General features: G+C 71.9%; 25 protein-coding genes. 7 read left to right on the top strand and 18 right to left on the bottom strand.

The features are described from left to right. Positions 1-31: 31 nt before the first annotated feature. Positions 32-1,492, top strand: a complete 1,461-nt coding sequence (locus CHC05_RS04830) for a metallophosphoesterase (RefSeq protein ID WP_089245105.1) — start codon at positions 32-34, stop codon at positions 1,490-1,492. 3 nt (positions 1,493-1,495) lie between these two features. Here the strand turns inward: CHC05_RS04830 and CHC05_RS04835 are convergent, their stop codons facing one another. The 5 genes from CHC05_RS04835 to CHC05_RS04855 are packed head-to-tail and all read right to left on the bottom strand — an operon-like array spanning position 1,496 to position 4,239. Next, positions 1,496-2,518 (bottom strand): aldo/keto reductase, encoded by a 1,023-nt coding sequence (locus CHC05_RS04835; protein WP_089246094.1) that lies wholly within the window; start codon positions 2,516-2,518, stop codon positions 1,496-1,498. Positions 2,519-2,552: 34 nt separating this feature from the next. Further along, on the bottom strand, positions 2,553-3,122 hold the full coding sequence (locus CHC05_RS04840) for a TetR/AcrR family transcriptional regulator (RefSeq protein WP_089245107.1): 570 nt from the start codon (positions 3,120-3,122) through the stop codon (positions 2,553-2,555). Then, entirely contained in the window at positions 3,122-3,478 is a 357-nt protein-coding gene (locus CHC05_RS04845; protein ID WP_089245109.1) for a hypothetical protein, read from the bottom strand. Before CHC05_RS04845 ends, CHC05_RS04840 begins: the two co-directional genes overlap by 1 nt. Before the next feature lie 56 nt (positions 3,479-3,534). Beyond that, positions 3,535-3,765 carry a CPBP family glutamic-type intramembrane protease gene (locus CHC05_RS04850; protein ID WP_342745617.1) on the bottom strand — a complete coding sequence of 77 codons (231 nt, stop codon included), beginning with the start codon at positions 3,763-3,765 and terminating at the stop codon, positions 3,535-3,537. A 12-nt stretch (positions 3,766-3,777) separates the two neighbouring features. Next, entirely contained in the window at positions 3,778-4,239 is a 462-nt protein-coding gene (locus CHC05_RS04855) for a hypothetical protein (protein WP_089245113.1), read from the bottom strand. A 164-nt stretch (positions 4,240-4,403) separates the two neighbouring features. On the opposite strand from CHC05_RS04855, the gene CHC05_RS04860 reads away from it, so the two are divergent. Both CHC05_RS04860 and CHC05_RS04865 read left to right on the top strand, forming a co-directional pair. Continuing rightward, the gene (locus tag CHC05_RS04860; RefSeq protein ID WP_089245115.1) at positions 4,404-5,648 is read left to right on the top strand and encodes an MFS transporter; all 1,245 of its coding nucleotides are present in this window, start codon (positions 4,404-4,406) and stop codon (positions 5,646-5,648) included. Between the two features lie 13 nt (positions 5,649-5,661). Further along, complete coding sequence (locus CHC05_RS04865) at positions 5,662-6,261, top strand: RraA family protein (protein ID WP_245870664.1); 600 nt, start codon at positions 5,662-5,664, stop codon at positions 6,259-6,261. A gap of 287 nt (positions 6,262-6,548) precedes the next feature. Here the strand turns inward: CHC05_RS04865 and CHC05_RS04870 are convergent, their stop codons facing one another. The 4 genes from CHC05_RS04870 to CHC05_RS04885 are packed head-to-tail and all read right to left on the bottom strand — an operon-like array spanning position 6,549 to position 10,465. Beyond that, positions 6,549-7,775: a hypothetical protein gene (locus CHC05_RS04870; protein WP_089245119.1), complete on the bottom strand. Its 1,227-nt coding sequence runs from the start codon at positions 7,773-7,775 to the stop codon at positions 6,549-6,551. Next, entirely contained in the window at positions 7,772-8,572 is an 801-nt protein-coding gene (locus CHC05_RS04875) for an alpha/beta fold hydrolase (RefSeq protein WP_218824446.1), read from the bottom strand. The genes CHC05_RS04870 and CHC05_RS04875 overlap by 4 nt, the downstream gene beginning before the upstream one ends. 31 nt (positions 8,573-8,603) lie before the next feature. Further along, positions 8,604-9,521, bottom strand: a complete 918-nt coding sequence (locus CHC05_RS04880; RefSeq protein ID WP_089245123.1) for a glycosyltransferase family 2 protein — start codon at positions 9,519-9,521, stop codon at positions 8,604-8,606. Next, complete coding sequence (locus CHC05_RS04885; RefSeq protein WP_089245125.1) at positions 9,518-10,465, bottom strand: sulfotransferase family protein; 948 nt, start codon at positions 10,463-10,465, stop codon at positions 9,518-9,520. The genes CHC05_RS04880 and CHC05_RS04885 overlap by 4 nt, the downstream gene beginning before the upstream one ends. 104 nt (positions 10,466-10,569) lie before the next feature. Between CHC05_RS04885 and CHC05_RS04890 the strand changes: the two genes are divergently transcribed. Then, the gene (locus CHC05_RS04890; protein WP_089245127.1) at positions 10,570-11,283 is read left to right on the top strand and encodes a WecB/TagA/CpsF family glycosyltransferase; all 714 of its coding nucleotides are present in this window, start codon (positions 10,570-10,572) and stop codon (positions 11,281-11,283) included. On the opposite strand, the gene CHC05_RS04895 is transcribed toward CHC05_RS04890, so the two are convergent. From CHC05_RS04895 to CHC05_RS04920, 6 genes are read right to left on the bottom strand one after another with little or no spacing between them, the layout of a single operon-like run. Then, on the bottom strand, positions 11,280-12,278 hold the full coding sequence (locus tag CHC05_RS04895) for a glycoside hydrolase family 26 protein (RefSeq protein ID WP_179266052.1): 999 nt from the start codon (positions 12,276-12,278) through the stop codon (positions 11,280-11,282). The genes CHC05_RS04890 and CHC05_RS04895 overlap by 4 nt on opposite strands. Positions 12,279-12,320: 42 nt before the next feature. After that, complete coding sequence (locus CHC05_RS04900; RefSeq protein WP_144022476.1) at positions 12,321-13,928, bottom strand: lipopolysaccharide biosynthesis protein; 1,608 nt, start codon at positions 13,926-13,928, stop codon at positions 12,321-12,323. Beyond that, positions 13,925-14,797, bottom strand: a complete 873-nt coding sequence (locus CHC05_RS04905; RefSeq protein ID WP_089245129.1) for a sulfotransferase — start codon at positions 14,795-14,797, stop codon at positions 13,925-13,927. The genes CHC05_RS04900 and CHC05_RS04905 overlap by 4 nt, the downstream gene beginning before the upstream one ends. Continuing rightward, positions 14,794-16,053 carry a hypothetical protein gene (locus CHC05_RS04910; RefSeq protein ID WP_089245131.1) on the bottom strand — a complete coding sequence of 420 codons (1,260 nt, stop codon included), beginning with the start codon at positions 16,051-16,053 and terminating at the stop codon, positions 14,794-14,796. The genes CHC05_RS04905 and CHC05_RS04910 overlap by 4 nt, the downstream gene beginning before the upstream one ends. Continuing rightward, positions 16,050-17,441, bottom strand: a complete 1,392-nt coding sequence (locus CHC05_RS04915) for an O-antigen ligase family protein (RefSeq protein WP_245870665.1) — start codon at positions 17,439-17,441, stop codon at positions 16,050-16,052. Before CHC05_RS04915 ends, CHC05_RS04910 begins: the two co-directional genes overlap by 4 nt. Beyond that, the gene (locus CHC05_RS04920) at positions 17,419-19,332 is read right to left on the bottom strand and encodes a Wzz/FepE/Etk N-terminal domain-containing protein (protein WP_089245133.1); all 1,914 of its coding nucleotides are present in this window, start codon (positions 19,330-19,332) and stop codon (positions 17,419-17,421) included. Before CHC05_RS04920 ends, CHC05_RS04915 begins: the two co-directional genes overlap by 23 nt. Before the next feature lie 186 nt (positions 19,333-19,518). Between CHC05_RS04920 and CHC05_RS40520 the strand changes: the two genes are divergently transcribed. After that, positions 19,519-21,495: a glycoside hydrolase family 26 protein gene (locus CHC05_RS40520; protein ID WP_144022477.1), complete on the top strand. Its 1,977-nt coding sequence runs from the start codon at positions 19,519-19,521 to the stop codon at positions 21,493-21,495. Positions 21,496-21,537: 42 nt separating this feature from the next. On the opposite strand, the gene CHC05_RS04930 is transcribed toward CHC05_RS40520, so the two are convergent. The 3 genes from CHC05_RS04930 to CHC05_RS04940 all read right to left on the bottom strand — a co-directional run bounded on the left by CHC05_RS04930 (position 21,538) and on the right by CHC05_RS04940 (position 23,715). After that, the gene (locus tag CHC05_RS04930; protein ID WP_089245135.1) at positions 21,538-22,002 is read right to left on the bottom strand and encodes an SRPBCC family protein; all 465 of its coding nucleotides are present in this window, start codon (positions 22,000-22,002) and stop codon (positions 21,538-21,540) included. A 1-nt stretch (position 22,003) separates the two neighbouring features. Beyond that, positions 22,004-22,330 carry an ArsR/SmtB family transcription factor gene (locus CHC05_RS04935; protein WP_089246102.1) on the bottom strand — a complete coding sequence of 109 codons (327 nt, stop codon included), beginning with the start codon at positions 22,328-22,330 and terminating at the stop codon, positions 22,004-22,006. Positions 22,331-23,025: 695 nt separating this feature from the next. Beyond that, positions 23,026-23,715, bottom strand: coding sequence for a hypothetical protein (locus CHC05_RS04940; protein ID WP_144022478.1), 690 nt, complete (start codon positions 23,713-23,715; stop codon positions 23,026-23,028). Positions 23,716-23,898: 183 nt separating this feature from the next. Between CHC05_RS04940 and CHC05_RS04945 the strand changes: the two genes are divergently transcribed. Together CHC05_RS04945 and CHC05_RS04950 are read left to right on the top strand one after the other, a co-directional pair. Beyond that, positions 23,899-24,477 (top strand): TetR/AcrR family transcriptional regulator, encoded by a 579-nt coding sequence (locus CHC05_RS04945; RefSeq protein ID WP_089245139.1) that lies wholly within the window; start codon positions 23,899-23,901, stop codon positions 24,475-24,477. Continuing rightward, positions 24,474-25,091, top strand: coding sequence for an alpha/beta fold hydrolase (locus CHC05_RS04950; RefSeq protein WP_089245141.1), 618 nt, complete (start codon positions 24,474-24,476; stop codon positions 25,089-25,091). The genes CHC05_RS04945 and CHC05_RS04950 overlap by 4 nt, the downstream gene beginning before the upstream one ends. Positions 25,092-25,132: the final 41 nt, after the last annotated feature.

Consider the following 25,132-nt stretch of genomic DNA (forward strand, 5'->3'; position numbering starts at 1 on the left):
ATTGGTGGGTTCCTCCTGGAATGATCCCCGGGTGGAACGTCGGTCGATAGCGCGGTTCGCGGTCGCGGTCAGCGTGGTGTTGGTGGCGGCGCTCGTTTCCGGGCCGGCGCCCGCCGCGCGGCCGGATGCCGGGCAGGACGGTGGCTACGGTCCGCAGGATCCGCCGCGGATGGGCTGGGCCTGGACGCAGTTGACGCCGGGCGGCACCCAGGTCCGGTACGCCACCCCGGAGGATTCCTGCCCGTCGCTGGTGCTCACGGTCGGCGGGCAGTCGTCGACGCGGCAGATGGCGCTCGAGTCCCGGGTGGGTCGCTATCCGACGACCGCGACGCTTTGCGCCCTCCGGGTCGACCGGGCCGTCACCGCCGCGCGGATCGACACCAGCGGCGTCGGCGTACCCGTGCATCCCGATCCGTTCGGTGTCGTGCCGTTGCCCGACTGGACGCAACCCGGCGCGGCCAAGCGGCGGCCCGGGAACATCGCCGTCATCGGCGACACCGGGTGCCGCATTCCGGCCGCCGGACCGATGCAGGACTGCACGCCGCCGGGCTGGCCGCTGATCACGGTGACGGACAGCGCCGCCGTCCGGCCGGTGCCGCCGGACCTGGCCGTGCACGTCGGCGACTACCTCTACCGCACCAGGCCGAGCCGGCAGCCGACGCCGCTGTGCGGTGCCGCCGGGCTCGGCAACAACGCGCACACCTGGGGCTGCCTGGTCACCGACTTCTTCCTGCCGGCGGAGAACCTGCTCGGCCAGGCGCCGTTCGTGTTCGTGCGCGGCAACCACGAGAACTGTGGGCGCAGTGGCGAGGTGTGGTTCCGCTATCTCGCGACCACGCCGAGCACGACCGCGTGTGCCGGGTCCAGCCCCGAGGACTTCACGCCGCCGGAGCGGATCGACGCCGGGACGCTCGGGTTGATCGTGATGGACACGTCGTGCGCGTCCGACGAGGGGTCGACGTGTGACCACGGGCCTCGGCTGGCGCGGTACACGGCGCAGTTCAACGAGATCAACAACAACCTGGTGCGGGGCGGCGACAACCTTCTGCTCAGCCACACGCCGCTGTGGGCCGTGCACGGGCGCACGGCGAACAACAACCCGGAGTGGATCGACGAGCTGCTCGACGACGCGGTGCGGGCGTCGGCGGCACACCAGCTCGATCCCCGCGTGACCACGGTGCTGTCTGGGCATGTCCACCTTTATCAGGCGCTCGCCTTCGGCACGGCGACCTCGGCCCGCCGGCCGCCGCAGCTCACTGTCGGCGCGTCCGGCACGACGCTGGACCCGCAGGACTGGGTCGACGGCGACATGGTGGGCAAGGACGTCGACGGTGAGCCGCTGGGCCAGCTGATCACCCGGCGGGAGTTCGGCTACGCGGTCCTGCGCGACCTGTCGCCCGGCTGGAACGTGCGCTTCTTCGACCAGACGGGCGCGGTGGTGGCGGGGACGGACTGCGACCTGGGACCGGCGCAGTTCGTCGGGTGCTCTTAGGCCTTAGGGCAGCTTGCGGGCCTGCTGGCCGACGCCGGCCGGGCCGTAGGGGTAGTCCGCCACGCGCGGGGCGCTGGCCTCGTCGAGGCGGGCGCGCTCGGTGGCGTCGAGCACCAGGTCGCCGGCGGTCAGGTTGTCGTCGAGCTGCTCGGTCGTGCGGGCGCCGAGGATCACCGAGGTGACCGCGGGCGCGTCGGCCAGCCAGGCCAGTGCGACCGCCGCCATCGAGGCTCCGCGTGCATCGGCGACCTCGCGCACGGCGTCGACGACGTCCCAGGTCTGCTCGGCGGCGTTGCGGCCGGCGTAGGCCTCGACGCCCCGGTTCGGGTTCTCTCCCAGCCGGGTCGCGCCGGTCGGCAGCTCGTCACGGCGGTACTTGCCGGTCAGCCAGCCGCCGCCGAGCGGCGACCAGGGCAGGATGCCGATGCCCTCGTTGAGGCAGACCGGGACGACCTCGTGCTCGATGTCGCGGGCCAGCAGGTTGTATTGCGGCTGCACCGTCACGATCGGCGCCAGGCCGCCGAACCGGGCCAGCAGCGTCGCCTTCTGCAACTGCCAGCCGACGAAGTTGCTGACACCGACATAACGGATCTTGCCCGCGCGTACGGCGTCGTCGAAGAAGCGCAGCGTCTCTTCGATCGGGGTCTGCGGGTCCCAGGCGTGCGCCTGGTAGAGGTCGATCGTCTCGACGCCGAGCCGGGCCAGGCTCGCGTCCAGCGCCCGCGACAGGTGCACCCGGGACAGGCCGGCGTCGTTGCCGCCGTCGCCCATCGGGAAGCGGCCCTTGGTGGCGATCACCAGCCGGTCGCGTACGTCGGGCCGGTCGCGCAGCCAGCGGCCGATGATCTGCTCGGAGGTGCCCCGCGAGTAGACGTTCGCGGTGTCCAGGAACGTGCCGCCGGCCTCGACGAAACGGTCGAGCTGGGCGTGGGAGCCGGCCTCGTCGGTCTCGTTGCCGAACGTCATCGTGCCGAGGCACAGCGTCGACACGACGGTCCCCGTGGACCCGAGTTTGCGGTAGCGCATGCCGACCTCCGTGCTGATCTTTGGCCGGCCCAATCTAACCCGAGGTCGCCTCACCTGCTCGAGTGGGCCGCAGGGCGTCCAGCACCATGCCCGCGTAGCGGCGCCAGACCCGCTCGTCCCACTGGTCCAGGACGATCAGTTGGCGGATCGGTCCACAAAGGATGACGCGGAGGTCGAGCTCGGTCAGGTCCGGGCGGATCCGGCCGGACGGCTTCGCGTACTCGACCAGCCGGGTGAGCTGGTGCAGCAGGTCTGCCGCCGGCGCGATCTGGCCGGCGAAGAACGCCTCGGCCAGGCCGCGGTCCTGGGCGAGCGTGGTGAACAGGTCGGGCACGAACGCGCACAACGCCGCGTACGGGTCGGGGTCCGTCAGCGCGGCGATGGTGCGGTCGTCGAGCCGCTGGAACCGCTCCTGTGCGATCGCCAGGACCAGGTCGTCCTTGGCGGGGTAGCTGCGGTAGACGGTGGCCCGGCCGACCCCGGCCAGCTCGGCGACCTGGGGCACGGTGACGCTCAGGCCGTGCCGGGCGAACAGCTCACGCGCCGCGGCCAGGACCCGCTCGTGGTTGCGCCGGGCGTCCGCGCGACTCGGTGTGCCGACCATCAGGGCACGTCGATGCCGGTCTCGTGGACCGACCGGAAGCGGCCGTCGGGCGCGTACTCGGCGAAGAAGTAGATCTCCCGGTGCAGCTCCGTGCCGTCGGTCATGGTGACGTCGTACACGTGCCGTTCGGCGTACGTGGAGCCGTCCCGGAGCTCGTCGAGCACGGTGACCGTGCCGCGGGCGATGCGCGCGCGCATGCCGGCCACCATCTCGGCGAAGGCCGCCCGGTCGAGCACGTTGCCGTCGGCGCGGTGGGTGTAGTCGGGCGCGTAGTACTTGTCGAGCGCTTCGTCCGGCGGGAGCGTGGGCTCGAAGGCCAGCTCCCGGACGGCGTCGCTGATGCGGGCGAACTCCATGGCCCCGACTGTAGCGGACTCGTGAGTCCGGTTGCCCTTCCTCGTGAGCGCGGTCTCTATTTCAGGACGAGCCTGATGAGGAGCGCGGTGAAGAAGATCGATTGGGAGGAGTGGATCAGGATGCCGAGCCAGGCGCTGCGGAACCGCTTCGTCGGGTAGGCGAACAGCAGGCCGGACAGGGTCGCCGTGGGGATCGACCAGGGTTGGTGGAGGTGGTACGCGCCGAACAGCACCGCGTTGGCGATCCAGTCGGCCCGGCCGAACGCCGTGCGCATCCGCGGTAGCAGGAGGCCTCAGCATCACGACGATGGCGGCGAAGAGTGGCCGTTGTCGCGCAGTGCGGCCTGGCCGTCGGTGCCGCCGAGGAAGGCGCCGAAGTCGTGGTCGGCGATCGGTGGCAGGTTGATCGGGAGGAACTCGAGTGCCGCGAAGCCGAGGGCGAACGGGATCGCCCAGAGCCAGAGCCGGCCGCCGCGTCGGGTTTCGGTGGTCGGTTCCGTCAGCCAGAGGGCGTCGCGGAGCTTGATCGGGCGGGTCTCGCGGGCCAGCAGGATCCAGACCAGGACGAACTGCCAGACCAGGCCGGCGGTGAGCGCGCCGATCAGGGCCTCGGCGAACTGGCGCGGGTTCGGGTCCGGGCCGGCCAGCGCGGGCGCGACGACCCAGGCCAGCGCGGCCATCGGGAGTGCGGCCGCGGCCCAGACGGCCAGCGTGCCGGTGCGGGTGTACTGGGTTCTCTGCTCGGTGGTGGTGGCGGTCATGGTCGGCTCCTGGTCAGCTCCTGGTCAGCTCCTGGTCACGGGGTGCGGGCACTGTCCATCGTGGTCACCGGGGTGGTTCCGGTCGATCCGGGCAGCCGCCTTACGTTGGCGGGGGCTGGCCCTACTCGCTTGCAAACCGTACGTACGTATTGTTAAATCAGGTCATGATCGGGAAGCTGCTGCCGGCGCCGGGTACGCCCCGGGTGCTGATGTTCGCCACGCTGGTGAACACGGTCGGCAACGGCGCCTATCTGGCGACCGGGGCCTTGTTCCTCACCCGCTCGGTCGGGCTGACGCCGGGTCAGGTCGCGCTTGGGCTGAGTTTCGCCGCGTTCGCCGGGATCGGGTTGAGCACGCCGATGGGCGCGTTGGTCGACCGGTGGGGGCCTCGGCACGTGCAGGTCGCGGCGCTCTTGGCGCTGGCCGGGTGTTTCGCGGGGCTGACCCGGGTGCACCACCTGTGGTCGTACGCGCTGCTCGCCTGCGTGATCGCGGTCGGCGACGCGACGGTGAAGGCGGCGACCGGCGCGATGATCGCGGGTGCGGTGCCGCCCGCGGAGCGGGTCCGCACCCGCGCGTTCATCCGCTCGACCAACAACGCGGGCATCGCCCTGGGCACGGCCGCGGCAGCGGTGCCGCTGTTGCTGGACAGCCGCGCGGGCTACCTGGCGGTGCTGATCGGCAACACGGCCAGCTATCTGCTCGCGGCGGTGGTAGCGTCGCGCGCCGGTCAGGTCACCCGGGTGTTGCGGCCGGCCGGAGGCCCGCGGCTGGCCGCGTTGCGGGACCGCCCGTTCGTGGCCTTCGCGTTGGTGGACGGCGTGGTCGCGTCGCTGTACAACGGGCTGCTGGCGCTGGCCCTGCCGCTGTGGCTGGTCACCCGCACGCACGCGCCGGCGGCGCTGGTCTCGGCCGTCCTGCTCGTCAACACGATCGGCTGCGTCACGCTCCAGGTCTGGGCGTCCCGTGGCGTATCCACCGCGTCCGACGCGGTGCCGGTCAGCCGCCGCGGCGCGCTCGTGGTGGCCGCCTCGTGCGTCCTCTTCGGGCTGACCGCCGGCCGCTCGGCCCGACTGGCGGGCGCGCTGATCCTGACGGCCGCGGCGGTGCACGTCCTGGGCGAGCTATGGCTGTCGAGCGCGACCTTCGCGGTGGCCTTCGACCTGGCGCCGGACTGGGCGCAGGGCCAGTACCAGGGCGCGCTGCAAACGGGCCGCCAGATCGGCAACATGCTGGCGCCACCGCTGCTGACGGGCTTGGTAATAGGCTGGGGCGGCCCGGGCTGGATCGCGCTGGCCGTTTTGTTCGCCGTGGCCGGCCTGGCCTATCCGCCGATCGTGCGCTGGGGCCTGCGCCAGCGGGTGCCGACCCTCATACAACGGAAAGCGGTAAACGGTGCCCTTCCTTAACGACTTCGCATACGTGCCCACGACGACCTACGCGGACCTGCTGGACCGCGGCCAGGTGATGGACTTCGGCATCCACCCACTGTGGACGCCGGTGCCACGGATCGCGGGCCCGGCGTACCCGGTGCGCTGCCCACCGGGCGACAACCTGATGCTGCACGCGGCGATCCACCGCGCGCCGGCAGGCTCGGTGGTGGTGGTCGAGAGCGGCGACGTCGACTACGCGCTGGCCGGCGGGAACGTCTGCGCCGTCGCGCACCGGAGGGGAATCGCGGGCTTCGTCATGGACGGCGTGATCCGCGACCTGGCCGAAGTGCGCGAGCTGGGCTTCCCGGTCTTCGCCCGGGGAATCATCCCGAAGCCAGGCACGAAGGCAGCGGTAACCCCGTTGGGCGAGCCCGCCAGCTGCGGCGGCGTGCTGGTCCACCCGGGCGACATCGTCGTGGCCGACGAGGAAGGCGCCGTGGCGATCCCACACGCCCACCGCACCGCCATCTTGGAGAAGGCCCGCGCGAAACTGGCCGCGGAGGCGGAGCAAACCCTCGACGAGTGGGAAGCGGACCACCGCGCCCGCATCGACAAAATCCTGCGCGAGAACGGCTTCACCGAGCAGTAGCCGCCCCGCGGTCCGGTCTGTGCGGGGCCGAGGTGGGCCACGCGGATGGGACGGCGGCCGCGCGGCGATGTGCTCCCGATTGGCGCGGGGCCGATCTGGGCCAAGCGGATCAGACGGCGGCCGCGCCTACGCGGGGGCGCCGCGGCGAACCGATCGGTGCGGCCGACGCGCAGCCAGGCGGGTGAGACGGTGCCCGCCTCCAAGCAAGGACTCCGAACGGCGGAGCCAGCCGCGGTCTGCGGAAGGCCCGGCTGCGGGCTTCCCCGAACGTCCGTGCGGGACAGTTGCTATTCGGTTGTCAGGTGCCAGGTCGGGCCTTCGGGGGTGTCGCGTAGTTCTACTCCTGCCGCGGTTAGGCGGTCGCGGACCGCGTCGGAGGTGGGGTAGTCGCGGTTGGCTCGGGCTCGGGTGCGTAGCTCGATCAGGGCCTCGACGAACGGGGCTACCGTCCGCGCTGGGTCGGTCGCGCCTCGTCGGGCCAGTTCGCCAAAGCGGACCACCATGCCGCGTAGCACTGACCGGGGGTGGTCGGCGCCGTCGCTCGTCTCCGTGTCGCCTGCCCAGTCGACGATGGCCTGCTCTAGCTCCAGCATCACCGCCACGCAGGTGTCGACGTCGAGGGCCGCCAGGGCCGCGGTGAAACGGGCGTCGAGGGCGTCGGCCGTGCCGCGCAGCGACGGCTGGTCGGCCGGCTCAGGGGCCACAGCGGGCGCGGCGACCGCGACCGGGGCGGCCGACGGGCCCGCCGAAAGGTCCGCGAACGACAGCACCGAGCCCGCCGGGAAGACCGCGCTCGCGCCAGCCCGGCGCAGCGTCAGGACGCCGTTGCCCGACACCGTCGCCGTCTGGGCGTCCAGGTCGAAGACGACCGCCGTGTGCTCGTCGACGCCGATGATCAGGTGGCCTGCTGGTAGCTCGGCCTCCAGGAACGCCAGGCGGTCCGCGCCCAGGTAGCAGTAGCGGGTGTCGTGGTTGCCGCCCTCGGCGTTGTCGTAGTGCGGGATGACCACCGCCGGGAAGCCCAGCACCGCCTCGATCAGGTTGAGGCCCGTTGCCCAGTGCGGGTCGATGCCGGCCTTGTAGATCTCGTAGACCGGGACTGTGTGCGTGCCCAACGTCAGGGCCGCCGCGCTCGCGAAGAGCACCACGCCCGAGCGGGTCAGCTTGTCGACCAGCAGCGCGGGGATCGCCGTCTCCCGCCACTGGCGCAGCGTGTAGGTCGGGCTGCCCGGGCCGGCGAACACCCACCCGGCCGAACGCAGGGCGGCCAACGCCCGCTCAGTGGCCAGAGCGTCGGGCGGCCGGCGCCAGGAGACCAACGAGACCGCGCGCCCGACGCTCTGGTCGAAGTAGCGGATCGCGCGCGCCGAGATGTCGTCGGCGTTGGACTGGAAACCGTAGGGCGTGTCGAGCAGCACGCCCGGCCCGGTCACCCGTTCGAACACCGCGCGGTGTGGCTTGACCATCGTCGGCGCCGTCTCGCCGGAGCCCATCACCACCAGCAGCCGGCTCATGACCGCACCAGGGAAAGCAGGTCGGCTGCCACCGACGCGGGCTGCTGAGCGTGCAGGTCGTGGTCGCCACCGGGATAAGGGCTAACACGCGAAGAAGGGATCAAGGCGACCGACGGCGACGGAACACCCCGGCCGGCCGGCATCAGCAGGACGGGCATGGTCAGCGCGGGATAGAACCGCGCCGGGGGCTCGTCGTACATGCTGCGCAGGATCTCCATGTGGCGCGGGATCGGCAACCGCCGCGACAGCCGACCGTCGGGGCCGACCCGCAGGTTGGCCAGCGTCGCCTCGACGGCCTCCGCGGACCAGTCCGGATGCCCGGACCGCAGCCGGGCGCGGAAATCGGAGGCGAGGAGCCCGTCGAGCGAAGGCGGCCGCAACGCGGCCGCGCACGCCGACCACGAACCGAACACCGAGGGCAGGTCGATCCACCCACCGTCGACCAGGGCCAGCGCGCCGACCAACCCAGGGTGCGTGGCCGCGAGCCGGACCACCACGTTGCCGCCCCACGACTGCCCGGCCACCACGGGCTGCCGCAGACCCAGGGAGGAGATCACCGAGGCCAGGTCGGCCGCCGCGGCCGCGGTAGAGAACCCCGTAGCGGGCAGGTCGGACTCGCCGTGCCCGCGCAGGTCGACCGCATAGGACGGATAGCCCGCGGCGGCCAGCTCCGCGGCCACCGACGACCACAGCCGGGCGTTGGACGCCAAGCCGTGGACGAGCACGAACGCGGGCGCCGACGGGCCCGCCGTGTGGAGCACGTTGAGCCCGACGCCGTCGGCGACAGTCACCTTCACGGCGTGAATGTAGCCCCGCCCAGCGACAGTTTCAGATCCCGCGGCCGTACCGGTGCAGGGTCGAGAGCACGTTCTCGACCTTGACGGCGCCGGTCAGCGCGGCCATGGCGATCGCCGTGCGCGGCTCGCGCCAGTTGGCCCGGACAGCCTGCCGGGTCCATTTCCACGCTTCGGCGCGGTTGCCGGAGGCCGCGTTCCAGCAGGCGAGCTGGCCGTAGACCCGGGCCGCCCCCGGTGCGCACCCACGGATCTCCGGATGCCGCTCCATCATCCAGCGCAGCGACGAGATCTTCGTCTGGTACTCGTACGCGTAATGCGAACTGCGCCCCCAGAGCACCTGCACCAGCGGCTCGTCGACGTGCACGATCGGATGCCGGCGGGCGGCCCGCAGCAGCAGGTCCCAGTCCTCGTTCTGCGAGCCCGGCGCGTCCTCCGCGACCAGCCCGATCCGGTCGGACTCGACCAGCGCGGTCCGCGCCATCAGGAACGTCGACGAGTGCAGCATCGCCATCCGGGACCGGGCGAGCTCCGCCACGCCGACCGACGCCATGCCGGCCAGCCGGGGAGTGACCTTCCCCTGGTACGACACCGCGATGGCGCACGTCGCGAACTCGGCCGAGGAGGCGTTCAGCGCGGGCACCTGGACCCGCAGCTTGTCCGGCGCCCACTCGTCGTCGTCGTCGCAGAACGCGACCAGATCGGTGTCCAGGGCGAGGATCCCGCTGTTGCGGGTGCCGGCCAGGCCAGGTGCGCGCCAGTTCGAGATGACCATCACGGGTACGCCGTCCGTGGTGGCCAGCAACAGGTCCGGCTCGGTCTGGTCGAACGCGACGACGACCCGCAACTGCCCCGGGTAGTCCTGCCGGCGCACCGCCGCCAACGCCCGCCGCAGCAGCTCCGGCCGGTTCCGGGTCGGGATGACCACACCGACCGACGGCCACGGCGTCACCGGGTGCCCCCGCGCGAGACCATGACCGGGTAGCCGTACGCGCGCAGCAGCGGGGCGCACACCGCGCCGACCAGCCGCCGGTCGGTGCTCGGCAGCCCACGCACCCACCCGTCGTCGCGGCGCAGCGGTATCCGGCCGACCGAGAACCGCATGGGGTTGCCGGCGGCGCTGTGCCCGACGGTCAGGTCGGCGTGGGACTCGGTCAGGAAGTCCAGATCGGACTCGCCGAGGGTGAGGCCCGCGAACGCGGCCAGCGCCTCCAGGCCCGCGCGCGGGTCGGCGACGAACTGCTCGTAGCGGACCCGCAGCAGCGGCACGCCGAGGCGGGCCAGCAGGCCGAACGCGGCGTTGTGCGCGTTCCAGAGCATGGCGGAGCGGCCGGGGGAGTAGCGCGTCATCTCGCTCTCGCCGTCGGCCTCGGGCCGGGCCACCACTTTGGTCCAGCTGTGCGCGACGCCGCGCGGGTCGCGTACGACGTGCGCCACCCGCAGGTCGAGCTCGGCGGACCAGCGCAGGCAGTGCGCCAGCGCGCTGTGCTTGGACGAGTCGACGAGCACGGACGCCCCGGTCACCTCGGCCGCCGCGCGGTAGACGGCGGTGTAGTAGCCGGCGTATTCCCGCACCCGCACCCGGTACTCCTCGGGCAACCGGGTCCCGGCGAGCCGCGGGATGTGCCGGGTCCGTTCCACCGCCGCCTGGAGCGCGAGCACGCGGTAGACGTCGACGTTGGCCCAACCGCCGAACGCGAGCTCGCCGACCCGGGTCCAGAACTCGCACGTGGAGAAGTGCTCGCCGCACCCGCAGCGTTCGTCGCCGCGGATGTCGCGTTTCCAGAGGTGCACGACCTCCCCGAGCGCGCAGACCCCGGGCAGCTCACCGAGCAGCCGTTCGACCAGCGTGGTGCCGCTGCGACCCAGCCCGCCGACGAAGAGTAGCCGTGCCACTTTTACCCACCTTCGCTCGTTTCAAACACATAACGAGCGGGAGAGCCGAAGTGTCGCTTCATTACGGATTTGCCCGAGTTCACCTGGACGGTTCGCGGCTCCACATGATCACCGAACGCCGGGTGGTCACCGTGGTGCGGCAGGCGCTGGCGCGCGGGCACGGCGGGCGCATCCTCACGCCCAACGTCGACATCGTCCGGCAGGCCAGGCTCGACCCGGAGGTGCGGTCCTTCCTGGACGACGCCACGCTGGTCGTCGCCGACGGGATGCCGCTGGTCTGGGCCAGCCGGCTGGCCAACAACCCGCTGCCGGAGCGGGTCACCGGGTCCAGCCTGATCTGGACGCTGTCCGCCGGGCTGGCCGCCGACGCCCGCTCGGTGTTCGTCCTCGGCGGGGACACCCCGGAGATCGCCGAGCGGGCCGCCGACCGCCTGGCCGAACGCTGTCCGGGCCTGCGAGTGGCCGGCCACCTGTCGCCGCCGTTCGGGTTCGACGCCGACCCGGCCGCGACAGACGCGGCGGCCGCGACCGTGGTGAAAGCGAACCCGGACCTCGTCTTCGTCGGCATCGGCTTCCCGAGGCAGGAGCGGCTGATCGGCCGGCTGCGTGCCGAGCTCCCCGACACCTGGTTCCTCGGCTGCGGCATGGCGGTCAACTTCGTTGCCGGCCTGCAGCACCGCGCGCCGGTGTGGATGCAGCGGGCCGGCCTGGAGTGGGCGCACCGGCTCAAGACCGAACCCAGGAGACTGGCCCGCCGCTACCTACGCCACGACGCCCCATATGCGTTGCGCCTGCTGGCCACCGCCACGAGACGCTAGCGAGCACCGGCCAACGCACCCACCAGTTCGCGGAAGGCCGCGAACGCCTGCTCGTCGTCCGAGATCTTGAAGTGCAGGGTCGACGGGTTGTCGTCCGGATCCGAGTCGAAGTAGGCGACAGCACGGATCTGGGGGTTCGCCTGGAACACCCGCGTCGCGTCCCGCATCCATTCCGCGCGTCGCTCCGGCCCCCACTCCCGGGCCACCCCGAACTCGCCGACGATGATCGGCTTCGGCCGTTCGCCCGCCCACTTCAGGAAGTTGCCCATCAACTCGTCGAGCGGCCGGTACGAACTGCTCGCGTAGACGTCGACACAGGTCCAGTCGACCTGGTCGTCGCCCGGGTAGAACAGCGGCGCGTCACCCCGGTCGAAGCCCTCGGCGGTCGGGCACCACACCCACGACGCGTTGGTCGCGCCCTCCTCCTGGAAGATCCGCCGCACGTACTTCCACGCCGCGATGTAGTCCTCCGGCGACCACATCGTCGCCCGCAGGTTGGGCCGGTCCATCTCCCAGCGGAACCGCATCATCACCGGCCGCTTCGCCTTCGCGACCCGCTTCGCCTGCTCCCGGATCATCTCGTCGTGCTGACCATCCATCATGGACCGGGTGTCGCCGGACGCCCAACTGACCATCACGATGCTGCCGCGCTTCACGTACTCCTTGTCGGTCTCGGTCCAGAACTTCTCGTCGAAGGTCCGGTAGGTGTTGATGACGTCGAACTGACGCCCGAGCTTCTTCTCGACGCCGAGGACCGCCGACCGGCGCCCGGCCTGCCCCCACACCGCCGGCTTGACCCACGCGCCGACCCAGACCTTGTCCGTGGGTGGCTTGACCGGTCCGCTCTCGAACGGTCCGGTCTTCGTGGCCACCCCGGCCGGCTGCCGGCCGAAATCGGCCGAGGGCGCCGGCGACGGGTCGGTCGCCGTGCAGCCGGCCAGTGCGGCGGCGAGGACGATGACGGACACAACGGCGGCGGGGATACGCGCGACCACGTTTCTCCTCTTTCGTCGGACGGACCGTAAACCCGGCGTGGGTCACCGCTTCTTGCGGCGACCAGGGCGCAGCGCCTTCAAGGCGTCCAACGCGAGCGGCCCGCGCAGGAGGCGGACGCCCGCCAGATACGTGGTGACCGCTACACCCAGGGCGGTCACCGTGGCGACGGCTCCGGTGCCGAGGGCGAACCCCACGATCCGGGGCGCGACGCCGAAGCTGAGCACCGTGACACCGGCCGCGGACAGCCAGCCGGCGCCGAACGGGTGCAGGCCCAGCCCGAACCCGACCTGGGCGAGCGGCAGCACGTTGTTGGCCACCACCGCGGCGGCCAGCCCGATCGCGGCGCCGAGCGCGCCGAGCTTGGGTATCAGGGCGAGGTCGAGCGCGATCGTCAGGCCGAGCGCGACCAGCACGTTGCCCAGGTTCCAGGCGGTCCGCCCGGCCATGGACAGCACGATGTCGACCATTCCGCAGCCGGTCGCCACGAGCATCGCGGCCGCCAGCACCACGACGATCGTGGCCGCGTCGCGGTAGGCGGAGCCGAAGATGCCCAGGTACGCGGGTGCGTACGTCATCACCAGCAGGTAGAGCGGCCAGGTGAGCAGCACGAGCCAGCCGGTCGCGGTCTGGTAGAGGGTGTTCGCGGCCGTGCGGTCCTTGAGGGCGAGCGCTTCGGCCAGCCGGGGCTGCACGGCCTGCGAGATGCCCTGGTTGGCGAACTGGCCCAGCACGACGAACCGCCCGGCGACCGCGTACAGGCCGGCGGCACCGAGCCCGGCCAACGCCGCGACGAGCAGCACGTCGACCCGTTGCAGGGCGAGCTGCGCGACGGAGGCGATCGAGCGCGGCCCGGTGAACCGCCAGAACGCCCGCCGCATGCTGGCCCGGTGCGAGCGCTTCACCCGGGTCGGCACGATGTCGGCCATCGTCTTGGTGTGCGCGCGATGCAGCGCGTAGCCGGCGAGCAGCGCGGTCGGGACGTACGGCAGCGCCCAGGCGAGCGCGAACAGGCTCGGGCTCGCTGCCCCGCTGACCGCCACCGCCGCGACGCCGACCGTCTGGAGCCCGGGCCGGACCAGCTTGTCGAGCAGCACGGTCGGCCGGATCAGCCGGTAGCCGCGGGTGGCCGCGAGCAGCGTGTCGGACAGCACGGCCAACGGCACGAACACGGCCAGCAGGCGGAGCTGGGTGACCAGCTCGGCGTGTACCGCCGGTGCGGCGTCCCCGGCGGTCAGCCGGGCCAGGTCGGGCGCGGCCACGAACAGCAGCACGCCGACCGCCAGCGCCGCGCAGACCACGGGGGCGAACGCGCTGCGCAGGCAGGCGCCCAGCAGGAAACCGTGTCCACGGGCGCGCAGCCGGGCCGGCCAGTACACCAGCCCGGTCTGGGTGCCGAGCTTGGCCAGTGTCGAGGTGAGCACGAACGCGGCCGTGGCGGCGAAGAACGCGCCCGCGTGCTCCGGACCGAGCCGGTGCGCGACCAGCCAGGTGACCGCGAGTCCGGCCAACCCGGCCACGCCCGCACCGAGGATCCCCGCCACCCCGCCCCGGGCGACACCGCCGATCGCCTTCTTCGTCGCCGCCGCTGCGGTTTCAGGCGGGTCGGCGGGCGATTCGGCGAACGCGGGGAGCGCCGGGGGCGCGGTCATCGGCGCCAGACCGGCGGGTGGCCGAGCCATTCGGTCAGGCGGTCGTCGTACGCCGCGAAATGTCCGGTCAGGTCCCGGCGGGTCCGTTCGTCCATACCGGACTCGCGGGGCCGGGCGTTGTGCCGCTCGAAGGCCGGGTAGCCCATGTTCGGCAGCCCCAGGAACGCCAGCACCTCGTCGTAGACGTCTTCCGGCGTGGCGAAGAACCGCTCGCTCTCCACCACCAGCACGCGGTCGCGGCCGATCCGCCCGGCGATCGCCGACAGGTACGTGGCGTACTCGCCGCGGGCCCGGTAGGCGTGGTGCTGGTGGGCGAAGCTGTAGTACGTCGGGTCGTCGGCGAGCCGCTCCTCCTGGCCGTGCAGCCGGCCCGGCTCGAGCGCGAGCGCCCGGGCGAACGACGGCTCCGCCTCGAACCCACGGGCGAGCTCGTGCGCGTGCTGCGAGTAGGCACGCTCGACCGGGTCGCGGACCAGCGTGACCAGCTTGACGCCTGGCAGGTCGCGGGCGATCCGGGCGACCGCGTGGGGGTGGTACATGTAGTACGGGCTCGACTCGAAGGTCTGCGCCGGCACCCCGAACCGCTCCGCCACCTTGTCGGCCGTGCGCTGCAACGGAAAGTGGCCGCGATACCACGACAGCCCGTGCTGATAAGAGGTGTCGAAGTAGTGCACGCCCTTGTGCAGCACGGCCTTGAGCACCACCGGGTGGGCGGCCAGCGCGCGGTACAGCGAGGTCGTGCCGCAGCGCTGGCCGCCGCAGATCAGGAACGACGGCAGCATCCGGGCCGGAGCGGTGATCCGCCCGTACGACCGGGATCCGAAGTGGACGACCCGCTTCACCGGGGTCGGGACATGCGAGGACTTCACCGGAACGCCTCCACACGGCGGACGAGTACGGGCAGCAGCCAGGTGCCGAGCACGCCGAGCCGGGCACCGGCCTCGGCCTGCCGGTCGGCGAGATATCGGGCGGCCAGGTCGATCAGGTAGAGCAGGGCGGTGAGCTCGGCCGCCGCCCGGGGCACCTCGAACGGCGCGAGCAGCCGTGGCGCCCGGGTGACGGTGCGCTCGACGGCGGCGGCCGCGTCGGGGTCGGTCTGGATCCGGCGCTGGAGCTCGTAGTGCAGCGCGTCGAAACCCATCGGCACGCCCAGGGTGAACCGTTCCCAGTCCCAGACCAGCAGCGATCCGGCCAGCGCGGCCATGTTCCACGGCGCCCAGTCGCCGTGCCAGGAGCCGAAGCGCAGGTCGGTGTCGCCGGCCCGGGCGGCCAGGTCGCGGGCGGCCGCGGCCAGCGCGGCACCGTCCGGCCGGTCGGCCACCCCGGCCAGCCGCTCGCGCAGCTCCGACCAGTACGGGCTCGTCGACAGCCAGCCCTTCGAGGTGCCGCAGCACAGCGCGACCGCCCGCTGGGCGGCGGCCAGCCGTTCGGCGCTCAGCGGCGCCCGCGGTTGCCAGACCGGCAGCGCGCTCTGGATCAGCACCTGGTGGCCCCGCCACTCGCCGCTGTGCAGCACGCTCGGGATCGTGACGTCGTCGACCACGGCATGCGAGAGCGCCTGCAGTGCCGAGGTCTCGGCCCGCACCAGCCGGCGGGTCAGCGGTCCGGTGCCCATCTTGCCGAAGCCGACGGTACGACCGTCCCGGGCGATGAGCTGGAGCACGGGTTTGCGGTTGGCCCGCGCCGGTCCGATGTGGATGCTCAGCGCGACGTCGGCGCCGAGCACGCGCCGCAGGTAGCCGTCGATGGTCTCGGCATCCGGCCCGTACACCCGGATCCGGTCGCGCAACAGCAGCCCGCTCGCCCCGCTGCGCAGCGCGGTGACCACCGCGTCCCGCTTGAGCTTGGCGATGCGGCTCTGCGGCTCGGCGTAGCGGCGGACCGCGGCGGCGGCGATCCGCCTGGACCGGGCCGGCACCAGCAGCCGGGGCCGCCGCGCGTCCGGCACCACCAGGTAGTCGGCCACCGCGGTGCCGGCGACCCGGCCGTCGGTGTCGTCGCCCGGAGCCCCGTCGGTGAAGCAGGGCGCCGGATACAGCAGGTCCAGCACTTCGCGCAGGTAGGCCGCACGTAGCTGGGCGTCCCGCGCGCGCAGGTGGGCCGGCGCCGTGGCGACAGGGCTCAAGGGGTCACTCCGCTCTTCTCCCGGGGCTGATGCGCGTTGCGCCAGAGCAGCGCGTACGCGAGGAACATGAACGCCAGCGGGGTGACCAGCGTGTTGTACCAGAACATCGCGACGAACGAGCCGACCAGCGCGCAGCCGCCGGCGATGCCGACCGGGCTGCGGTCCCGCCGGAACCGCCAGAGTCCGTAGCCGAAGAAGCCCAGGTAGCCCAGCGTGCCGATCGCGCCGTGGGCGAAGATGAGCTGCCAGAACTGGCCGTTGCCACCGATGGTGAAGTTGCCGCACCGCTCGCAGTCGTGGCTCTCGCCCACGGTGATCGAGTTGCGCCCACCGATCGTGGTCCGGGTCGACCCGAAGCCGATCAGCGGCGACTCGACCGCGCCGGTCACCGCCCGCTCGACCAGGTACGAGCGGACGCCGTTGGACTTGCCGTTGTCGAGCCGGGCGTTGACGACGTCGCCCAGCGGGGTGACCGCCAGGGCGGCGCCGACCGCGGCGATTGCGGCGACCAGCACGCCGATCACCCAGATCCGCCCGGCGAGGGCGAGGCGGACGGCCGCGTAGATGGCCGCGACGCCGAGGCCGATCCACAGCCCCCGGTTCAGCGAGATCACCACGGGGATGACGGAGACCGCGATGCAGGCGACGGCGAGCACCTTGGTCCGGCGACGGCTGACCGAGCCGAACACGGCCGCGCAGAACCAGACCATCAGCAGGCAGAAGTTGTTGCCCCAGGTGTTCGTGTAGCCCCACGGCGCCGCCGGGCGCGGCCGGTCGTCGCCGAGGATGTCGTGGATCTGGGCCGCGTACGGGTGGACCAGGCTCCGGATGAAGCCCTTGTCGCGGATGTGCTCCGGCAGCAGCAGCTCGATCGGCGAGGTGAACTCGAACGTGCCCGCGAAGACGCCGAGCAGGCCGCCGGCCACCGTGACGACGAACAGCCAGGCGAGCTGCCGGACCAGCTTGGCGATCGGCAGCTCGCGCTCGGTCAGGTTGCCGGCGTAGAGCAGCAGCACGGTCAGCGCCGCGTACTCGCCGAGCCGGAACAGCACGCCGGGGATGCGTTCGATCCCGCGCTCGGGCACCGTGCCGGTCGGGTCGGCGCCGAGCACGGCCACGCCGATCACCAGCACGGCCAGGAACACGACCCAGAACGCGAAACCGGGAGGCAGGCGTACGGCCCGCCCGGCGGTATGGACCTTGACCAGGTACCAGGCCATCGGCACGGCGGCCAGCGGGAAGATCAGGACGCCGAGGCCGAGCGCCCACCACAGTGGATAGAGCAGCAGGATTCCGGTGAGCGGCCAGGCGGGAAGCCAGACGTCCGGTGCCAGCGGCCGCCGCGCCGTAGCGGGGCGGCCGCGGTCACGAAGCGGTGTGCTGACCATTGTTGGCGGCGCGGTCCATGTCGCGGAGGGTCTCGCCGTCGAGCCGGCGCAGCACCGCGGTGTCGGGGTCCTCGGGCTTGGCGCGGCCCGGGCGCCGGGGAGGCGTGGGCCGGTTGCGCAGCCTGGGCTGGCCGCCGGGGAGGGTGACACCCGCGATGCTCAGGTCGCCGGAGTCGTCCTCGGCACCGGCGGGCCGGGTACGCGGCACGTCGCGGCCCTTGTCGCCACGCTCGCCGCGCTGGTCTCGCTGGTCCCTTTGGTCGCGCTGGTCCCGCAGGACGTCGCCCGAGGGGTCGAGGTCGCGCAGGTCGTCGAAGTCCGGGGTGTCCTCGTCGTGGCTGAAGTCGGCGTCGTCGTCACCGAGGCCGGACTGGGTCTCGGCCGCGGCCACCAGCCGGGGAATGACCACGGTGCCGAGCAGCGGAGTGCCGACCCGGGTGAGCTGGGCGACCGCGTCGACGACCTCCGGCCGGCGGGTGCGCCGCAGCTCGACGGTCAGGATCGCCGCGTCGGCCAGGCGGGCCAGGCTCTGCGCGTCGGCGCTGCTGGCGGTGGAGGGCGCGTCGATCACCACGTACCAGTCGCGGCGGCGGAGCTGGCCGAGCGCCTGCCGCAGCGCCTGCGACTGGAGCAGCCCGCCGGCGCTGCCGGTGCCGCCAGTGGTGATCACCCGCAGCGACGGCACGCGGGGTGCCCGCTGCACCGCCGCCCGGAGCGGGACCTTGCCGGTCAGCACGTCGCCGAGGCCCGGCGTCGCTCCGACCCCGAACAGCCGGGCCAGCGGCGCGGCGTCCACCAGGCTGTCCGGCAGGTGGGCGCCGAGCAGCAGCACCTCGCTGCCGCTGCGGGCCATCGCGGCGGCCAGGTTCGCGGCGACCAGGGTGGACGCCACGCCCCGGCTGGCGCCCGCGACGACCACGACCCGGTCCTCGGGACGCAGGCTGGCCAGCACCTCGTTGCGCAGGCGGTTGAAGGTGCGGCCGCCGGTGGCGTACGGCTGGAAGACCTCGTCGAGCTGTGGCCCACTGGCCAGCGTGAGCTCGGCGAGCACGGGCACCCGGGCCACCCGCTCCACGTCGGCGGCCGCGCGCACCCGGCGGTCGAGGCGCTCCCGGACCACGGCGACGGACAGCCCGAGCAGCAGGCCGAGCATCGCGCCGGTGGCCAGGTTGAGCTTGCCGTTGGGCTTGCTCGGCGACGTCGGCAGCTGCGCGTCACTAATGATCTTGCCAGCGCTGACCGTCTCGGTGGTCAGGTCGTTGAGCTTGCCGCTGATCGAGTTGAGCTGGCTCTGGTTGGTGCTCCGCTGGCTCTCCAGGCTCGGCCGCGACGCGCTGTCCCGCGGCAGGTCGGCCAGCTTGGAGTTGATCTGAGTGAGGCTGGTGTTGAGCTGCTTGACCTTGCTGTTCAGCGCGGAGATCTGCGCGTCGATGCCGGCCTGGGCGCTGGCCTCGCGGTTGCGCAGGTACGCCTCGGCGAAGGCGTGCGACCCGGTTTGGGCCCGGGCCGGGTCCGGCGCCTTGTAGGTGATCTCCAGGACCGCGGTGTTCGGCGGGACGGTGACCGAGACGCCCTTGGCCAGCACGTCCGGCGCGTCGCCGGAGCGCAGCAGGTCGGCCGCGCCGACCGCGATCTGGGTCGAGCCGACCAGTTGCGCCTCGGTGTCGAGGTTGATGTCGCCCTTGGTCCGGCCGCCGGCGACGTTCGTGTCCTGGCCGGCGGGCTGGACGAGCACCGAGGTGACCGACTCGTAGGTCTTCGGCATGACCTGGGTGGCGCCGAAGCCGGCGCCGACGCCGAGAACGCAGCCGAGCACCACCAGCCACCACTGCCGGCGGAGCAGGCCGAGGTAGTCGGACAGGTCGGGCGCGGTGGGGCCGGTGGTTTCCACGGGAGGTTCAACGGGCGGGCCGGGTATCGCGTAACTCGCCCGTGGGGGGACGAAATAGTACATAGGGCGTACTAGTCAGTCACCCATAAAAACCGCTAATGCTCCCAAGTAGCTGATTTTGGATAAAGTCGGACGTGAGCACCATCAGCCACGCCGGTGCACAGGCGTCACGATGGAGGGAACCTGATGGTCAGACCACTCGGCGTCCGGACCGCGATCGCGGCCGGCCTCACCGGCTTCGCCATCCTGCTGGGCGTCGTCGGTGGCGCCCTCGGGTCCAATCCCGACCTCCAACTGCCGGCCAGCGCCGACGGCTACACCACCACCGTCGCCGACGGGCCCAACAGCGGCCGCCTCCAGTTGGTCGCCGGTGGCATCGGTGGCGGTGCCGCGGTCACGTACCTCAAGTTCGACGTGACCAGCCAGCGGGCGGCGCGCAAGCCGGCCGGCGCCGAGATCACGCTGACCCGGCGGGCGGGCGCGCTGCCGCCGCTGATCGAGCTCAGCCAGGTGCCGGGGACCTCGTGGCTGGAGGACCGGCTGGACCGGCGCAGCGCACCCCGGCTGGGTTCCGTGATCGCCGCGGCCCGGCCCGGGCGCTCCGACCGGTCCGTGAAGTTCGACGTCTCCAAGGCGATCAAGGGCCGGGGGACGTACGCGTTCGCCGTGACCGCGCCCGGCGGCGGGCTGGCCGATTTCTTCGACGCCGACGGCGTGCGCCCGGCGCAGGGGCGGATCGAGCCGACGCTGCGGGTGTCCTGGCAGGACGCGGTGCTGCCGTGGCTGGGCGGTGGCGGCGGGGTGCCGGGGATTCCCGGTGGTGGCGGCGCGCCCGGCATTCCGGACCCGGACGACGTGCCCGGCGTGCCCGACCTCGACGACGTGCCCGGCGTGCCCTCGTTCCCGCGGCCGAGCCTGCCTCCGCTGCCGGACCTGCCCGACCTCCCCGGCCTGCCGGATCCTGACCCGACGGACGACCCGACGACGCCGGCGCCGACTCCGACGACTCCCACTCCGACGACTCCCGCTCCGACACCGACGACCGATCCGACCACGCCCGCTCCAACTCCGACCACCAACCCGACCCCGACGACTGGACCGACTCCGACCACCAACCCGACTCCGACCACGCCGGCTCCGACCACCAGCCCGACCGTGTCGCCGACCGCTGGGCCGACCACGCCCACCCCGACCCCGACCACCACGCCGGGTGATCCGCGCTGCACGTTGGGGGCGAAGCTCGTACCCACGTGTGGGGTGCTCTGGGGTGTGGCACCTGGTGCGCACACCGACCAGCCGCGCGACGAGGCGCTCGCCGACTTCGAGGAGGACACCGGCCGGACGCAGGCGATCTACCACGCGTACCACCGGGGCACCGAGATCTTCCCGACCTCGATGGAAATGCGGATCGCCCGCGACCCTGCCAAGCCCCGGCTGCTCTTCCTCAACTGGAAGCCGACCGGTGCGAGCTGGGCCGAGATCGCCCGCGGCGACGAGGACACCGACGACTACCTGGACCGGCTGGCCGAGCACATCCGCGACAACTTCAACGAGCCGTTCTTCTTCACCGTGCACCACGAGCCGGAGAACGACGTGCGGGCGAGCAGCGGCTCCGGCTACACGGCGACCGACTACCGGAACATGTTCCGGTACGTCGTCAACCGCATCCGGGCGCAGGGCGTGACCAACCTGGTGTCGGTGATGGTGCACATGGCGTACATCCCTTGGCTGACGCAGTCGTGGTGGGAGGACCTGTATCCCGGTGACGACGTGGTCGACTGGCTGGCCTGGGACGTCTACGCGCACAGCGTGCCCGGTGAGTACGGGTACGGGGACTTCAGCGAGCTGATGAACCGCACGTCCAGCAGCGCGCCGAACTGGCCGGGCTTCTACAACTACGCGGCCCAACGGCATCCCAACAAGCCGTTCATGCTGGCCGAGTGGGGCGTCTGGTACTCGTCGCAGGACCGCGACCACCAGGCCGAGGTGTTCGACTCGGTGGCCAAGCAGCTCTCGCTGTTCCCGCGCCTGAAGGCGATGGTCTACTTCGACACGCCGGCCGACCAGAGTGGCAAGGACTCGCGGGTGACCCGTACCGCTGACGGCCTGGCCGCGTACCGCCGGCTCGGTCTCGACCAGAACTTCCAGGTGGACCTGAAGTGACGGGTGCGGGTGCCCCTCGGTCGGGGGCACCCGCCGTTGTCCCTAGGACAGCTTCGCGAGGTACGCGGCCAGGGCGTCGTACGACTGACCCGCGCCCTCGGACATCCCGGACTCGATCATGCCGTCGCGCTCTTCCTTGGTGTTGAACCGCGTGACGCTGGTGACGGTGGTCTTGCCGGCGTCCTCGGTGAGCTCCAGCGTCTCGACGCAGATCTGGCCGGGCATGCCCTCGAACTCGAAGGTCTGCACGATCCGGTTCGGCGCTTCGATCTCGCGGTACTCGCCGCGGAACGCCCAGTCGCCGTCGGGGGCGTGCTCGACGAAGCGCCAGGCGCCGCCGACCCGGAAGTCCATCTCGCAGTCGAGCGGATTGCCGCGCCCCCACCAGTGCTTGACGTGCTCGCACGAGGAATGCGCGTCGAACACCAGCCCGAGCGGCGCGTCGAACACACGCACCATCTTGACTTCCAGATCGGACGGTGTGGTCACGGTCAGGTTCTGCGACATCTCAGTTCTCCTTCTGGATCTTCGTCAGATACGTGCCCAGTTCGTCATAGCGCTCCTCCCAGAAGCGCTGGTATTCCGTCACCCATTCGGCGACACCCCGCAACGGCGCGGCGTCGAGCCGACACGGCCGCCACTGCGCCTGTATGCCACGAGTGATCAGCCCGGCCCGCTCGAGCACCTTCAGGTGCTTGGAGACGGCCTGCAAGCTGATCGGAAACGGCTCCGCGATCTGGTTGACCGTCGCCTCACCCTCCGCGAGCCGAGCCAAAATCGCCCGCCGCGTGGGATCAGCGAGTGCGCTGAACACTTCGCTCAACCGATCCACCAGGCCCGCCTTCCTCAACCACTTAGTTAATCAACCCATAGGTTGAATATGCCCCGGACCGCTGGCGCTGTCAAGCGACTCGGGCAAGAAGTTGGGTGGTCCTGGCCAGATCGATAAGCTTTGCTGTCGGCCGCTCGAGCCAAATAGAAACGGCCCCCTCGCGGGGGCCGTCGGGCCAGGGCGTAAACCCTGGCGGGGTAGGTCCACACTAGCAGTCGGGGCACTACGCAATCGCGCACGTGGATGGGTTCAATCTCCACCCAGCCTCCGGGAGCGCTTCGGGCGGCGGTGCCGTTGCCGACCCTGAGTCACTAAGGCGGCGGTTGAGATGGTCGCCGGGCAGACGCTGACGCAGGGCGCCTCTTTGGTCGTCGACCACCGGTTGGTCTGGTTCCGGGTCCGCACGACCAACTGTCACCGCTGTGGGGCGCAGCGGCAGTCGTATGAAGAGAAGGGGAGCGACGTCAACCTGGCCGTGGGCATGTTGCGTGACGCCGACGCCGATCGAACGTTCTTCGCCGACCCGTGGACGGCGCCCTCACGATCGGAGATGCCAAGATCCGGCAGGTACAACTGCCGAACAAGGTCGCCTGTGTGGCTGGAACGGCGCTGGAGCGACCCGCGTACTGGGCCTGATCCTGCTTCTCGCGCCGATGTGCCCGGTCCCCTCGGGCCCGGGCACATCGGTGGTTTGTCGGTCAGGCGTAGGACGGGACCTTCGGGCCGTTCGGGTGTTGCTCCGCCGCCTCCGCTCGGCGGGCGCTGCGGAGTGTGGAGATGCCGACCGCGAGCGTCCACAGGCTCCACAGGGCGCCCATGCTCGCCGTGGTTCCCCAGCCCTGGGCGCTGTAGAAGTCGGCGGCGTTGTCACCGAAGTACAGCGCGGGTACGAAGGCCAGGTTGATCGCCGCCAGGACGTACGCGGAGCGGCCCACCCAGGTCGGCAGGAAGCGCAGCCGGCCCACCGCGATGCCCAGTGCGATGAGCAGCAGCGCCATCAGCAGGCGGGAGATCCCGCCCTGCATCAGGTACTGGGCCGCGGCGAACGGGCCCTCGGTGGTGGTGTCGATGTCGCGGTCGACGGAGATCGCCGCGCCGGCCTCCATGGACTGGGTCACGAAGACCATGACCACCCAGAGCGCGCCCGCGACCTGGACGAGGCTCGCCAGCCATTCCGAGCGGGGGTCGACCGTGCGGATGAGCTGACGCAGGCCGGAGAAGAAGACGAGGTAGAGCGTGCATCCGGTGATCCCGACCAGGCTGCGGGTCAGGATGTCCCAGTCGGGCGGCGTCTCGTAGAGGAAGTAGAGCGGCACCTGCACGACGATGAACAGGCTGGCCAGGATGCCGAAGGTGCCGGCGGTGCGGCGGGTCGCTGCCTCGCTCATGGCGAGTCCTTTCGTTCGGACGGCGTCGGCCCGCAGTGGTGGCGAGCCGGCGCCGCGGATGGCGTCGGCGCGCACGACGGCGAGCCGCGACGAGACGTATCGTCTCGCACACTTTCGACGCTAGGCTCCGGTTCACCCATCCGTCAAGACGGACCGTCTCGTCTCCTTGCTAAACTTCGGCGCATGAGCCCGAACCTGGACCGCCGCAGCGAGCGGTCGCGCCAAGCGATCATCGAGGCGGCCATGGCCCTCTGCCGGGAGCAGGGCCTGGCCCGCACGACGGTCGAGGAGATCGCGAAGCGGGCGGGCGTGGGCAAGCAGACGATCTACCGCTGGTGGCCGTCGAAGACGGCGGTGGTCGAGGAGGGCATCAACGAGCTGGCCGGCACGGCGACCGACTTCCCGGACACGGGCGACCTCCTGGCCGACCTCCGCACCCAGATGGCCGGCGTGGCGTCGATCCTGTCGAGCCCGCTCTTCGCGCCGTACCTGAGCCTGATCGGCGCCGCCCAGGACGACCCGGAGCTCGCCAAGTCGTTCCTGGACGGCCTGGTCAAGCCCCGGGTGAACGCGGCCCGCGACCGCCTGAAAGTGGCACAGGACCAGGGCCAACTACGCGCCGACGCGGACCTCGACGACGTGGTGGAGCTGCTCTACGGCCCGATCTACTACCGCGCGCTGCTGCGCACCCGCCCCCCGTCGCCGGCCCAGGTCGACGAGCTCCTCCGCCTCGCTTTCGCCGGCCTGACCCCGATCCGATGAGCACGGTCGTCCTGATCCACGGCGGGCTGTGGGACGACGACATGGACGCGGACCGCTTCTGGCGCCGACCCGGCATCGTGACCGGCCTGGAACGGCGCGGCATCGAGGTGCTGGCGCCCGATCGCCCGCCCCGGGCACCGAGCTGGGCGGCCGAGGCCGACCAACTCGCAACGGTGCTGCCCGACCGCATGGTCACGCTGGTCGCGGGGTCCAACGGCTGCTCGACCGCCGTGCGCCTGGCCCTGATGCGGCCGGACCGGGTGGCGCGGCTGCTGCTGGCCTGGCCGGCGACTGCCGGCGACCCGGACGTGGACGCGCGCACCCGCCAGGGCCTCACCGACTGCGGCGCCGCACCGCGGGTCATCGACGCGCTACTGGCAGGCCAGACGCTGCGCGGCCAGACCGACGAGGAGCTGGCGACCGTAAGCGCATTCGTCGGCGTGCTCCCCTCGGTCCCGGAGAACGCGACGCACCAACGACGGACGGTCGACGCCCTGCTCGGCATCCTGCCCGGCGCCGTCGAGCGGCCCGGCTGCCCCGAACCACCGCGCCCGGAGTTCCCGGCCGTGGCGGAGACCTTCATCGACGTGGTCGCCGAGTTCGCCAGGGCCTGACTCCGCGCGCCTGGTCGGCTGAGGCACTGCCAACTAATCGA

The sequence above is a fragment of the Asanoa hainanensis genome (assembly GCF_900188485.1).
In the GTDB taxonomy this organism is placed as follows: Bacteria; Actinomycetota; Actinomycetes; order Mycobacteriales; family Micromonosporaceae; genus Asanoa; species Asanoa hainanensis.

Excerpts from the sequence above, each read along its gene's own strand:
- CHC05_RS04940 (WP_144022478.1), bottom strand. The coding sequence starts at position 23,715 with ATGAGCGAGGCAGCGACCCGCCGCACCGCCGGCACCTTCGGCATCCTG.
- CHC05_RS40520 (WP_144022477.1), top strand. The coding sequence starts at position 19,519 with ATGGTCAGACCACTCGGCGTCCGGACCGCGATCGCGGCCGGCCTCACC.
- CHC05_RS04945 (WP_089245139.1), top strand. The coding sequence starts at position 23,899 with ATGAGCCCGAACCTGGACCGCCGCAGCGAGCGGTCGCGCCAAGCGATC.
- CHC05_RS04855 (WP_089245113.1), bottom strand. The coding sequence starts at position 4,239 with ATGACCGCCACCACCACCGAGCAGAGAACCCAGTACACCCGCACCGGC.
- CHC05_RS04900 (WP_144022476.1), bottom strand. The coding sequence starts at position 13,928 with ATGACCGCGCCCCCGGCGCTCCCCGCGTTCGCCGAATCGCCCGCCGAC.
- CHC05_RS04860 (WP_089245115.1), top strand. The coding sequence starts at position 4,404 with ATGATCGGGAAGCTGCTGCCGGCGCCGGGTACGCCCCGGGTGCTGATG.
- CHC05_RS04915 (WP_245870665.1), bottom strand. The coding sequence starts at position 17,441 with ATGGTCAGCACACCGCTTCGTGACCGCGGCCGCCCCGCTACGGCGCGG.
- CHC05_RS04840 (WP_089245107.1), bottom strand. The coding sequence starts at position 3,122 with ATGGTCGGCACACCGAGTCGCGCGGACGCCCGGCGCAACCACGAGCGG.
- CHC05_RS04835 (WP_089246094.1), bottom strand. The coding sequence starts at position 2,518 with ATGCGCTACCGCAAACTCGGGTCCACGGGGACCGTCGTGTCGACGCTG.
- CHC05_RS04890 (WP_089245127.1), top strand. The coding sequence starts at position 10,570 with ATGATCACCGAACGCCGGGTGGTCACCGTGGTGCGGCAGGCGCTGGCG.
- CHC05_RS04930 (WP_089245135.1), bottom strand. The coding sequence starts at position 22,002 with ATGTCGCAGAACCTGACCGTGACCACACCGTCCGATCTGGAAGTCAAG.
- CHC05_RS04870 (WP_089245119.1), bottom strand. The coding sequence starts at position 7,775 with ATGAGCCGGCTGCTGGTGGTGATGGGCTCCGGCGAGACGGCGCCGACG.
- CHC05_RS04845 (WP_089245109.1), bottom strand. The coding sequence starts at position 3,478 with ATGGAGTTCGCCCGCATCAGCGACGCCGTCCGGGAGCTGGCCTTCGAG.
- CHC05_RS04950 (WP_089245141.1), top strand. The coding sequence starts at position 24,474 with ATGAGCACGGTCGTCCTGATCCACGGCGGGCTGTGGGACGACGACATG.